The organism is Bacillus norwichensis (assembly GCF_014836955.1).
In the GTDB taxonomy this organism is placed as follows: domain Bacteria; phylum Bacillota; class Bacilli; order Bacillales; family Bacillaceae_C; genus Siminovitchia; species Siminovitchia norwichensis.
Genome location: NZ_JACSPV010000039.1, coordinates 29,980 through 43,111, shown reverse-complemented (window position 1 = coordinate 43,111; position 13,132 = coordinate 29,980). Strand labels below are relative to the sequence as shown.

The 13,132-nt window shown below is 38.9% G+C and carries 11 protein-coding genes; all 11 read left to right on the top strand.

The features are described from left to right. The first annotated feature begins 166 nt into the window (after positions 1-166). The 11 genes from H9631_RS17500 to H9631_RS17450 all read left to right on the top strand — a co-directional run bounded on the left by H9631_RS17500 (position 167) and on the right by H9631_RS17450 (position 13,128). Positions 167-1,357 (top strand): M20 metallopeptidase family protein, encoded by a 1,191-nt coding sequence (locus tag H9631_RS17500; protein ID WP_191815080.1) that lies wholly within the window; start codon positions 167-169, stop codon positions 1,355-1,357. Continuing rightward, positions 1,354-2,721, top strand: a complete 1,368-nt coding sequence (locus tag H9631_RS17495) for a glutamine synthetase family protein (protein WP_191815078.1) — start codon at positions 1,354-1,356, stop codon at positions 2,719-2,721. Before H9631_RS17500 ends, H9631_RS17495 begins: the two co-directional genes overlap by 4 nt. A gap of 251 nt (positions 2,722-2,972) precedes the next feature. Continuing rightward, positions 2,973-4,277 (top strand): M20 family metallopeptidase, encoded by a 1,305-nt coding sequence (locus H9631_RS17490; RefSeq protein ID WP_191815077.1) that lies wholly within the window; start codon positions 2,973-2,975, stop codon positions 4,275-4,277. A 339-nt stretch (positions 4,278-4,616) separates the two neighbouring features. Continuing rightward, on the top strand, positions 4,617-5,336 hold the full coding sequence (locus tag H9631_RS17485) for a type 1 glutamine amidotransferase (RefSeq protein WP_191815075.1): 720 nt from the start codon (positions 4,617-4,619) through the stop codon (positions 5,334-5,336). A 405-nt stretch (positions 5,337-5,741) separates the two neighbouring features. Beyond that, entirely contained in the window at positions 5,742-6,467 is a 726-nt protein-coding gene (locus H9631_RS17480) for a FadR/GntR family transcriptional regulator (protein ID WP_191815073.1), read from the top strand. 35 nt (positions 6,468-6,502) lie between these two features. Beyond that, complete coding sequence (locus H9631_RS17475; RefSeq protein WP_191815071.1) at positions 6,503-7,291, top strand: gamma-glutamyl-gamma-aminobutyrate hydrolase family protein; 789 nt, start codon at positions 6,503-6,505, stop codon at positions 7,289-7,291. Next, positions 7,272-8,333 (top strand): ABC transporter substrate-binding protein, encoded by a 1,062-nt coding sequence (locus tag H9631_RS17470; protein ID WP_191815069.1) that lies wholly within the window; start codon positions 7,272-7,274, stop codon positions 8,331-8,333. Before H9631_RS17475 ends, H9631_RS17470 begins: the two co-directional genes overlap by 20 nt. A gap of 521 nt (positions 8,334-8,854) precedes the next feature. After that, positions 8,855-9,712, top strand: coding sequence for an ABC transporter permease (locus H9631_RS17465; protein ID WP_191815067.1), 858 nt, complete (start codon positions 8,855-8,857; stop codon positions 9,710-9,712). A 2-nt stretch (positions 9,713-9,714) separates the two neighbouring features. After that, positions 9,715-10,497: an ABC transporter permease gene (locus H9631_RS17460; protein WP_191815065.1), complete on the top strand. Its 783-nt coding sequence runs from the start codon at positions 9,715-9,717 to the stop codon at positions 10,495-10,497. Positions 10,498-10,511: 14 nt separating this feature from the next. After that, positions 10,512-11,585, top strand: a complete 1,074-nt coding sequence (locus tag H9631_RS17455) for an ABC transporter ATP-binding protein (RefSeq protein ID WP_191815063.1) — start codon at positions 10,512-10,514, stop codon at positions 11,583-11,585. Between the two features lie 91 nt (positions 11,586-11,676). Further along, positions 11,677-13,128: an ABC transporter substrate-binding protein gene (locus tag H9631_RS17450; protein ID WP_191815061.1), complete on the top strand. Its 1,452-nt coding sequence runs from the start codon at positions 11,677-11,679 to the stop codon at positions 13,126-13,128. The last annotated feature ends 4 nt before the right edge of the window (positions 13,129-13,132 follow it).

Below are 13,132 nucleotides of genomic sequence, written 5' to 3'. Positions count from 1 at the left end.
TTTTAAAAAATAGGAATAGAGGGCTTACTTAAGTATTGCTTTCTAGCGGAAATAATTTTCATACAAAATTTATCGAGATTAAGCTCGATAAAATCTGGGCGCAAATATGCCAAGGCGCATTTGATAATTTAGTAGATATAGGCATTATGCAGGAAGGATGAATGACATGAAAGAACATACATCATGGAAGTGGGATCAGAATCTTGACGAGGAATTATTTGAGATCCGGAAGCATCTTCATCAATATCCGGAATTATCGTTCAAGGAATATGAAACCAGCAAATATATCCAGTCGTGCCTTGAGAACTGGGGCATACCTTTTAAAGTGATGGCAGAAACAGGCGTTGTTGTTGATATATTGGGTGGAGCCGGAGATGGTCCAAATATTGCACTTAGGGCCGATATCGATGCACTGCCTATCCATGAGGAAAGCGGATTAGCTTTTTCCTCAAAACGAGAAGGGGTCATGCATGCGTGCGGACACGACGGACATACAACGATCTTATTGGGCACAGTCTACCATATATGGAAATTTAGGCATAATTTAAAGGGAATGGTCAGGTGTATTTTTCAACCGGGAGAAGAGGCGGATGGTGCCGCAAAAATCATGATCGACGAAGGGGTACTTCAGAAGCCTAAAATTGAAGAGGTTGTGGCCCTTCACCTCTGGCCAAAGCTTCCACTTGGATCAATAGGAATAAAAACAGGACCGGTTACAGCTGCATGTGATGATTTTGACATTACGATCAAAGGAAAAAGCGGCCATGCGGCCAGACCTCATGAAGGAATAGATGCTATTTCAATCGGTGCTGAAATCATACGCTCCCTTCAATATTTTACAGCAAAATGGAAGGATCCGGCCGATCCACTAGTTATTCATGTGGGAAAAGTTGATGGCGGGAGCGCCAGGAATGTAATAGCAGATGAAGTAAGAATGGAAGGTACAATACGTTCTGTTTTCCCAGAGACAAGACTGGAAATAAAAAGTAAGTTTATCTCCTTTGTTACCGAAGTGGCAAAACAGTATGGAGGAGAAGCGGATATTAATTACGATGATGGTATTCCTTCAATTGTGAATGACAAAGTTGCCGTTGAAAAAGTTAGGAAGGCGGCGGCAAAAATCATCGGTACCGGGAATATCAACGAACTGAGCAACGTCTCTATGGGCGCTGACGATTTTGGCTTTTTTGCAGATAAAGTTTCCAGTTGTTATTTTCGTTTAGGTATTCGGGAAATGGATAAGGAAGCTTTTGATTTACATCATCCGAAGTTTCAATTTAAAGGAAAAGTAATCCCCATAGGTGCAAAGATACTCACCGAATATGCTTTTATTAAACAAAAAGGAGAGCGCAAATGAACTTGACAGTAAACAAGAATCCACAAATAGAAAATGTATTAAAACAAGTAGAAGAAAAAAATATTGAGTTTATTAGAATTGAATTTTTAGACTATGCAGGTGTTACAAGGGGAAGAACGATTCGGAAAAATAGACTTAGAGCTGCAATGGAAAGAGGAGTAAACTTTAGTACAGCTATTATGAGCTTTGATGTATTTGATGAGTATATCCCCAATCCAATGTACGGGGCGAATGACGGTGACTTTTTTGCGGTCCCGGATCCTGAAACATTTGCCATACTGCCCTACCGAAAAAATACAGCTAGAATGTTGTGTGACTTGGTAGATGTAGATGGTTCACCTTGGCCAGGGTGTCCGAGAGGCGCTTTAAAAAGGCTTTTAAAAGAATTGGAAACTGCCTTAGATGGAAAGCTCTATATGGCATATGAGCAGGAAGCTTATTTACTAAAAGAAGAGAATGGAAAAAGAGTTCCTGCCGATAACAGTCATTGTTTCTCTTCTGATGGTATTGACATGCAAGAGGAATTTATACAGTCCTTTGTTTATGCAATGGAAGAGATGGGAGTTGAGACGGAGCAAATTTCAAGTGAGTATGGTCCCGGACAAGTAGAGGTTAATCTTAAATACGCTCCATCCTTGAAGGCTACAGATGATCAAGTAACATTTATGCATGTCTTTAAGCAAGTAGCACGAAGTCAAGATTTGATAGGGACATTAATGCCCAAACCGTTTTCCAATCTGGCAGGGAGTGGCCTCCATGTTCATATAAGTCTTTACAATGAGGAAGGCGACAATTTATTCAAGGATATTGCAGACCAAAAAGGATTTGGTCTTTCTGAAGAAGCTTATTATTTTATTGGAGGTTTATTAAAACACGCTCGTTCACTCATCGCCGTTGGTGCTCCTAGCGCCAACTCCTATAAGCGTATGCAACCTGGTTCTTGGGCCCCAGCTCATATTTGTTATGGATCTGCCAACCGTTCAGTTTTAGTTCGAATTCCGGAAAAGCGAAGAGAAAGACGATTTGAATTCAGAGGAGCAGATGGAACCTGTAACCCATATCTATTAACTACATGCTTATTGGCAGCTGGATTGGATGGAATAAAAAATAAAATAGAACCTGGAGAACCAATGGAGGTGGATGTAAGTAGCCTTAGCGAGGTTGAGTTGTTGGAAAAAGGAGTGAATTGGGTTCCACGTACTCTTGATGAGGCAATGGATGCTTTGGAGGAAGATACGATTCTTGCGGAGTCTATTGGGAGAGAAATTTGGGAAGAGTTTATTAAAGTTAAAAGAACAGAATCAATAAAATTCACGCAATATATTAGTGATTGGGAACTGAAAGTATTTTCGGATAGATTTTAACTTCATTCAGCCAAAGTCTCTCGCTACTGTAAGTGGTGAGATGAGTACCTATTGGTATTCCATTCAGTGGGCTTTCAAACCTCAGCTGAATAAACTTACAAGCCTCTGGCGGATGCCACAGATTTTCATAGGAAATTAAGCACGATACAATCTGGGCGCAAATCCGCCAAATTTTTTCCTAACTATGATTATGGGGTATATAGTAAGTATTAAATTTTCATACTTGGAATTAACAGTGGAGATGATTTTAAATGAGAACAATTATTGAGCAGTGGTTAGAGAGTCAAAGGGAAACATGTATAGGGATATTAGAAGACTTGGTTCGTTTTCAGACAATAAATCCGAAATTTTCAAAAACAGCTGACAGAAAAGAAACTATTAAGTTACAAAATTATGTTCAAGATTTTATGATTAAACATGGGATGACAGTAGACTACTGGGAAGTTGAAGAAGATTTGCCGAATGTGGTCGGCATACTAAAAGGTGAAAGTACCTGCAATAGTTTAATATTAAACGGTCATATTGATGTTGTTCCACCAGGGGATTTAAATAAATGGAATACGAATCCATGGGATCCAGTAATCCGCGATGGGAAGCTATACGGCCGTGGATCAGGAGACATGAAAGCTGGAGTAGCAGCGAATTTACTTGTCGCAAAGTTTTTACATGATCATCAAATTTATCTGGAAAATGATTTACAAATTCATGTTGTTGTAGATGAGGAAGGAGGAGGCAGCGGATCAAGGGCAGTCCTAGAAAAATATTCAAGTGGGGGTGGTGTAATTGTAACCGAACCAACTGCTAATATCATTAATCCGACGGAAGGAGGATTAGAATGGGTTCGGATTCATATTGAAGGTGTCTCATCCCATGCGGGCTGGAGGTATAGTGATATTTATCCAGGTTACAGCGGAGAAGGAGTTAATGCAATTGAAAAAGCAACGAAGATTATAGCAGCTGTTCAAGACCTTGAAAGAACTTGGGCTCGGAAAAAGTCGCATCCTCTATTACCTTATGGAGTTACCACTATAAATCCAGGTGTTATGATTGGAGGAGCCAGCAAAGGCCAGGAAGGTCCGGAAATCACTACTAATCCTGCTATCACTCCCGATAGTTGTATCATTGAGTTTGACCTTAAATTTTTACCTAATGAAAATGAAAAAGAGGTAAAAGAGGAATTTGAAAATTTTATCAAAAAAGTTTCTCTGACGGATGATTGGTTGAAGGATCATGTTCCTACGATTGAATGGGGAATTAGAGGCATTTCCTTTCCACCAGTAGATACATCTCTAGACCACCCACTAGTTGAAACATGCAGTAGTTCTCATAGAGAATTTAATATTGCACCAGAATTCCAGGGGTTTGTTGCTGTTTCAGATGCTGCTTTTTATGCAGGAAAGGGAATTCCAGCCATTATATATGGTCCAAAATCTGAAAGAATTCACGGGGTCAATGAATGTGTGGATATTGAATCATATTTTCAAACAATAAAAGTTTTAATTGCTACAACATTAAAGTGGAATAATAAATGGGGTACAACTAATTTATCTCGATAGATTGTTATATTTCATAGGAATTAATAATATAACTGAAAAAGCTGGATAAAGATATAGGGGAATAGTTAGTTAATAATAATGGCCAGGTCATTGAACTGTTAAAGAATATGGTCTCGTATAAAACCATAAATTAAATTTATTTGAAACTCAGAATTTAGCGAATGTGATAGTCTGCAAGTGTCTTTAGAAGACTATTTAGTAAACTCAGAAAATGAGATGTAATAGTTTTTCAGCTAAATAATGTTGCACTAAGAAAGGAGTAACCAGGGAAACCTATTAAATGATCAAAATATATCTGTGATTGGGAGCTAAACTTATTTTCTGAAAAGAGGGAGTATAGTGAGTGTTTTAGTCATCCAACCAGTCAATCTTGCTCCGCCTGGAGAAATTATTAAAGCATTAGATTCGACTGGGGAAACTTATGAGATTTTTCGGATGGAGGAAAACGATAGGCTTCCGAAAGAATTTGGCAATTACAACGGTTTAATCATACTTGGGGGAACGATGGGAGCCAATGATGATGCCGAGTTTCCATTTCTTACAGACGCTAAAAAGGCCATTCAAATTTTTTACAAGAGCAATAGGCCAGTTCTGGGTGTTTGCCTTGGTGCCCAACTGATTGCGAGCTCTTTTAATAAAAAAGTTAGGAAGATGCCCAAGCCGGAATTTGGGATAACGGAGTTGGAAAAGACCGCTGATGGAAAGAAAGATCCATTATTCAACAAATTGCCAGATACTTTTTCATTTATGGAATGGCATGAAGATTATTTTGAATTGCCCGAGGAGGCAACCCTTTTGGCATCAGGTGCCCATTGTGTCAATCAAGCATTTCGTATTAAAGATAATATTTACGGATTACAATTCCATCCGGAGGTAAATGAAGTTATTTTAGATAGATGGGTGGATGAAGAGAAAGAATGGATATTAAAGCAGAGTCCCAGTTTTATAGGTAATATTGATCAACAGGTTAAGCCATCTCTATTATATTCAACGCAGTTATGCAGGGAAATAGTTACTGAATGGGCTAAGCTGTTGAAAGGAAGCCAAACTGCCGACTAAAGGAAATGATTACCAATCAGTAGAATAAAGAAGGAATTTTTTAGACAACCCGGGTCCTTGTTGATATGGATTCGGGTTTTTTATTGATAATTTGCATATGAAAGTAATTTCGGGCAGATTATGTTCTTTTTAAGTAAAAAAAATCTTGCAAAATATTTTCCTATGTTTTATTATTTGGTATAAGGTTCAAACGTTAAACCTTTAACTTCATTCAGCAGAAGTCTCCCACTTCTGTAAGTGGTGAGGTGATGCACATTGGTATTCCATTCAGTGGGGGTTAAATCCCGGCTGAATCAAGTTGAAGCCTCCGGCGGATGCCACAGATTTTCAGAGGGATATGTCGGGCGGAGCTCGATAAAATCTGGGCGCAAATACGCCAAGGAGCATTTGATAAGGAGGTATATAGTGACTTCAAATAATTATCCGGATTTATCTAGTTTAAAGCATGTTTCTGCTCAAAAAGTAAGCGATCACATTTTTGAACAATTAAAAGAGTCGATTATTCTGAAGGAAATCTTGCCTGAAGAGCAATTACCGCCAGAAAGAGAATTGTGCAGCATTTTTAATGCGAGTCGACTGACTGTTCGAGAAGCTATTCAAAGGTTAAAAGAGGAAGGATTAGTGGAGCAGATAAGAGGTGCTAAAGGCGGAACCTTTATTCTTCCTTTAACAGCAAAGATACATGAGAAAACAAAGGAAAGCTTGATTAACCAGTGGGAAGATTTTCAGGACATCTTTGTATATCGCAACTTTATAGAGCCATATACAGCTAAATTGGCTGCTGTCAATATTAGCGAGGAAAAGATTGAGGAGCTCCATCAATTAAATGGTCAAATATCTGGCCCCTGTGAGCGGGAAGAATTCCGATCAAACGATGTGAAATTTCATTTGAAAATATCGGAAATAGCTAATAACATCTACTTCCAAAATTCAGTTCGCATGATTAGGACTAAAATCAATCCGGCTTTGGATCTTCTGCCCTTTAACGAGGATGTCAGAAAGAAAACCTATGAGGAACATCAGTTCATCATAGAGTCAATAGAAAAACAAGATAAAAGTGCAGCTAAAAAAGTAATGTACGACCATATTTTCGGCACAACTAATAAGCTTGAAGAAATTATTAGAGAATGAAAACGAACATAAGAAAAACTCCATGAGGTGTTATGATGAGGGATAAAAAAATCAGAGTTGGAATCTCTGGTTATAGCCTTTCCAGTATTGAAAACAAGGAAGGAATCATTAAAGGGTTACCAAAACAAGCTCTTTCAATTTTTAGTTATGATTTTGTTCAATCAATTGAACAATCTGGCGGGATACCCATTCTTTTACCAATCGTAAATCCAGATACAATAAAAGATCAATTAGCTGATTTGGACGCTATTATTTTTGCCGGAGGAGAAGATATCCACCCGAAATATTATTTGGATTATAAGAATGATTATCCTCCAGCTTCAGATGCTAGAGATCAATACGAATTCAATTTAATTAAAGAAGCACTGCTTAAAGAAATTCCCATCTTATTTGTTTGTAGAGGAATGCAATTACTAAATGTCTACAAAGGGGGATCATTATACATTGATTTACATGATTCCACTTCGACACACATCAATCATTGGGTGGTAGAGGATAGAGAGAAACCTGTTCATGAAGTAGAAATCGTCATGAATGATTTTACAAAAAAGATTTTTTCTCACCATCAGCTAAAGGTCAATAGTGTACACCATCAGGCAATTGAACAGCTGGGAGAGGGTTTAGAAGTAATCGGTAAATCCGAAGATGGCATTATCGAAACAATTGCTGTGTTAGGAAGAAACGACATTCTTGCTGTTCAATGGCATCCAGAAATGATGAAGGAAGAAAAGAATGCAGGAATAGGTTTGTTTAAATGGTTGATTGATGAAGCAAAACAAAATTTATATAAAAGGGGACAAGAGTATGAAAAAAGCTTTAGGTAGTCTATTGTTGGCAGGTAGTTTGGTCTTGGCTGGATGCGGAAATGATGCAAAACCAGGAAAATCCGATAATGGTGGAGGAGAAGAGCCTAATAAATTAGTCGTCACTTCCTTTGGCGGTGATTATGAAAAAGCTCAAATGGAATATCTGATTAAACCATTTGAGAAAGAATTTAACGCAGAAGTGGAAGTGGTTACATTATACTCTGCTGATGCCTTGGCTAAGCTAAGAGCACAGAAGAACGCACCTGAAATCGACGTCGTTCAATTCTCGGGCGGACAGGAAATTCAGGCTGCTAAAGAGGATTTAATTATAGAAATGGACTCTGATATTGTTAAGAACACTGGCGAGCTTTATGACAATGCAAAGAAAACAAATTATGGTCCTGCCATTGCATTCGATGCGCTGGGATTACTATACAATACAGAACTTGTGAAAGAAGCGCCAACCTCTTGGGAAGATCTATGGAAAAAAGAATATAAAGGAAAAGTCGGATTAGTTGATATTTCTAACACCTATGGATTACAATTCCTTGCCATGATGGCAAAGCTTCACGGTGGCGATGAAGACAATATTGATCCAGGTTTTGAGAAAATTGAAACTTTACTACCAAATACAGCTTCTGTTGTAGCTACAACACCAGACATGGGGAATTTGTTCGCACAAGAGGAAGTCGTAATTGCACCGTATGATGCTGGTTATGCATTTAACTTTAGTAAACAAGGTCAACCTATTGGTTTTGTCATTCCTGACGAAGGAGCGATGGCAGTATTCATCAATATGCAGGTAGTTAAAGGTACAGAAAGTCCAACATTGGCACAAGAATTTGTCAACTACTCATTGAGACCGGAAGTTCAAAAGGCTTTTGCAGAGGAAACTGGTTTTGCACCAACAAATAAAAATGTGGAAATCTCTGACGAATTAGCGAAAGTGATGCCGTATGGAGAAGAAGCTGTAAACAGCCTTGTAGACTTGAATTGGGAAGCTGCAAATAATAATAAAGATGCTTGGACAGACCGTTGGAATAAAATGATCAGCCAATAAAAGCACTAAGGGCAGTGGCAGGTGCTGCCCTTTCTAATAAGACAAGCAAGTATAAAATCAGATGAAATATTTAGTTCCAATTTAATTTTTCTATGTTAAGTACGCCGTACAGGAAGTACAAGTGCAAGCGAAGCGACAGGACGTCGCGCCCTGAGCCTGCCGCCGTACAGGAAGTACAAGTGCAAGCGAAGCGATAGGGTGTCGTGCCCTGAGCTGTCACCGTATAGGAAGTAGTACAAGTGCCACCGAAGCCATAGGCTTGAGCGGCCAGGCGCCATCGGCGCAAGGATCAAGTCACGCGGAAGTTCATTCAGGAAAAATGTGCTCATGCGGCACAGCTTATTCAAGAAGGCATATGTTTCCCTCGTCGCAAAGCTGCGTGAAGCGTACTAAAGGAAGCTTTTCACGATGTAGCTGAAATGAGTAACTTTGGGGGAACTCCCTCATTAAGGTTCGCCTGTACTTGTCGCCTAAGGCTGCGCGCCTTGCGTTTTTCTCAATATTTGTAAGAAGGTGAATGGATGTCTAAAAAAATACCCCCATATTGGATTTTAATGGCACCAGGTCTATTAGTTCTATTCTTTTTCTTTCTGTTCCCCTTGGGTCAAATAGTACTGTTCAGTTTTTTTAAATCCCAACCCGGCGCGGGAATGGAAGCAGCCTTTACACTAGAGAATTATTTCCGATTTTTATCAGATCCCCACTACTTAGGAATTTTGTGGAGAACAATCTGGATCGGGTTAGCAACAAGCATCATTTGTTTAATCATGGGTTATTCCATCGCTTATGGAATCTCTCGCTCAAATCCTAAATATCAAAATCTTTTGTTGCTTCTCGTTATTCTTCCGTTATTAACGAGTGCAGTGGTAAGGAACTTTGGTTGGATGGTAATTATGGGTAAAAATGGTCTAATTAACCAATCTCTTTTGGGAATAGGCCTCATCTCAGAACCAGCTGAAATTTTATATACGTCGACAGGCGTAGTTATTGCCATGACACACGTCATGTTGCCGTTTATGGTTCTTATTCTTTACCCTGTATTGGATGGCTTGGATTTAAATGTAGAGTCCGCAGCAGAAAGCTTGGGAGCCTCGCCAGGAAAAGTTTTTTGGCTTGTAACGTTACCGCTCTCAATTCCAGGAATCTTAGCTGGTACATTATTGGTGTTTTCAATGTCAATCAGCTTCTATATCACTCCAGCATTAATCGGTGGCCCAAGAGTTCAAGTGATGGCAACAGAAGTTTACAATCAAACGATGAATCTGTTAAACTGGCCGTTTTCTTCAGCCGTTTCCGTCATCCTGCTTATCACTGTGTTAATTATTATCAGCTTTTACAATAAAGCAATGAAAAAAGTTTCACCACAAGGAGCTGAGTAACAATGCGCCCCATTAAAGTGTTTCAGATATTAAATATATTATTCTACATTTTTCTCGCAGCTCCATTGTTGATTGTGATTCTAACGTCGTTTAGTGACAGCTCATACTTGGTGTTTCCACCGAAAGGCTTTACACTCAGCTGGTATGAACACGTCTTTACTGACGGTCGTTATTTACAACCATTTATAAATAGCTTAATTGTTGCGATTGTTTCTACAGGATTTGCACTGGTTTTAGGGATCATGATTTCATTGGCTATAAAACGATATGACTTTAAATTTAAAGGATTGATCAGTTCTTTATTCTTATCCCCGCTGATCGTGCCAACTTTACTACTGGGAATTGGATTGTTAATCCTTTTCAGTAATCTTGGTGTTACCAATGCTTATGTCCGGTTGATACTTGCTCACACAGTATTAACAATACCTTATGTGATAAGAGCAGTTTCAGCAGGTTTGTCTAAGTTGAATCCTTCTGTGGAAGAGGCGTCACGGGTATTGGGGGCTTCTCCGTTTTTAACGACTTTCTTAGTCACTTTGCCATTAATCAGACCAGCATTGATTTCAGGAGCGTTCTTTGGATTTATTATCTCGTTCGATGAGCTTGTAGTAGCCCTGTTCCTAACTAGTTCAAATGTGGTTACTTTGCCAATACTGATCTATTCAGATATTCAATTTAACTTAGATCCATCTATATCCGCGATTTCTTCGGTTTTAATTATTGGGACAGTCATCCTTGGGCTTATTAGTATGAAATTTATTGATAAGAAAAGTTTCTTTGGGTAGGAAGGAGTTTTTAAATGAGCCATTTTGAAATTAGCAAGCTTTGCAAACAATACGGAGAAAATGTCATCGTGGATCATTTGGATTTAAGCATTAAAGAAGGGGAATTCATCTCGTTATTAGGTCCGAGTGGCTGCGGGAAAACAACCACTTTAAGAATGATTGCGGGACTTTTAAAACCGACGAGCGGTTCTATAAAATTGGGAGAAAAAGAATTAAGCAGCATTCCGACCCACAAACGGAATATTGGTCTGGTGTTTCAAAACTATGCACTTTTTCCGCACCTAACTGTTTTTAATAATATTGCCTTTGGCCTCAAAAGACGGAAAGTGTCGCCATCTGAAATCAAACAAAGAGTGACTGATGTATTGGAATCCGTTCAGTTATCTGGAATGGAAGAACGTTTTCCTACGCAGTTATCAGGAGGCCAGCAACAACGGGTTGCTTTGGCAAGAGCACTGGTGCTACGCCCACCCATGGTATTATTTGATGAACCATTAAGTAATTTGGACGCGAAGCTGCGACAGTTTTTGAGAGTTGAAATAAGACAGCTTCAGCAAAAACATGGATTTACAGCTATATTTGTTACTCATGATCAAGAAGAAGCCATGGTTTTATCGGATCGTATAGCGGTAATGAATAAAGGAAAAATCGCTCAACTCGGTACGCCAACTGAAATATACAGCAATCCAGCAGATTCTTTCGTAGCTGACTTTGTTGGGGAAACAAATATGATGAAAATAGCTGACGTTAAAAGTAATGGCGATGTTGTAAGCGGAGTATTAGCAGACGGCACAAAGATCTCTATTAAAAACAGAGAGAAAGAAATTAAGGACAGCATTGTAATGGTCAGACCTCAAGATGTTGTATTGTCCAAAACATCTGAAACTTTGGACAAGAAAAATAGCATTAAGGGGAAGGTCGAATTTATCCACTTTATTGGAGACAGATACCTATTCGGTATTAAAACGGCTGTTCAAGATAAAATTTTTATGTGCTCACTCTCCCCGGAAGAGTTTACTCACCTCCAAATTGCAGAGGGAAATGAAGTGAATGCAGCATGGGAGATTGACTCATCCTTCATTTTCTAACTTCATTCAGCAGAAGTCTTCCACTTCTGTTAGAGGGAATTTATCGAGCTAGTCATTCTTAAAAATAAATAATTATGTAGGAGTGTGTCTTATGTCGGAAAAATTTGTTATTGCGCAAGGGACAGATGCATCTACACTTGATCCTTTTGCTCACTCAGAAACTACAACCTCGAATATTTTATTGCAAGTATATGACTCTCTTGTCAAACGGAATGAAGATATGGAAATTGTTCCTCACCTTGCAGTTGAATGGGAACAAAAAAGCAGTAAAGAATTAGTCTTCCATTTACGTCAGGATGCAGTATTCCATCATGGCAATCAACTGACTGCTGAGGATGTGAAGTTCTCCATTGAGAGAATGGTAGATCCTGCTAATGAAGAGAGATTTCCTCCTTCTGGTAGATTCAATTCCATGACATCAGTAGATATATTGGATAAATACACAGTAAAAGTGAATTTCAACAGGCCAGACCCTAATATCCTTGCGCAATTGGCGGGATTAATGATCATATCAAAAGATTACTTTGAGTCCATTGGTGAAGAACGCTTTTCGAAGGAGCCAAGTGGTACAGGCCCATTTAAATTCAAGCAATGGGATAGAGAAGCAGGGAAAGTTCATCTGGAGAGAAACAATGATTATTGGGCTGGAAAAGCAGATATTGAAGTATTGGAATTTCATGCTGTTCCCCATGGTTCAGATCGAATTGAGGGATTGATTGAAGGTAATATTCATTTAACAGCAAACTTCCCTCCATCTGAGCAGGAAAACGTTCAACAATATGAGCATCTGACAGTTGCAGGCACACCGAGTGTCGGGGTTATTTATATGGGAATTAATACAAACCATGAAATATTGAAAAACAAAACGCTGCGTCACGCAATTGCTCATGGTATTGATGTAAATAAGTTTATAGACGAAGAACTATTGGGATGCGGTTACCCGCTTAACGGCCCTGTCTATCCACAAGCATTTGGAGTGGATCAGGACCAAAAACCAATTGAATACAATCCGGAAAAAGCGAAGAAATTATTAAAAGAGGCAGGCTATGAGAACGGAGTAAAAGTAAAATTAGAAGTTCCTGATGGCCGGTTTACACAGGATAAAGAAATTGCATGGAACATAGCTGAGCAGCTTAAAGAAGTTGGGATTGAACTGGAAGTAGATGTCCAACCTTGGGGACCATTTATATCACGCTTCAGAGATCATAAGTATGATCAAATGTATTATGTAGGATGGGGAAATTTCACCTTTGATCCTGATGAAGTATACAGAAATGCATTTATCCATCCTAAGCCTTGGAATCCTACACATTTCCATCATGAGAGACTGGCCGAAGTTGCTACAGAAGCGAGCTTATCATTAGATCAGGATAAGAGAAAAACACTATACTCCGAGGCACTTAGCATTTTTAGGGAAGAGCTTCCTTGGATACCGTTGTTTCAACAATTTGACCTTTATGGATTAAATAGTGCATGGAATTTCAAAGCGAGAATGGATGAGTTTATTTACGCATTCGATATTACTAAGGCAAAAACAGAATAAGTGA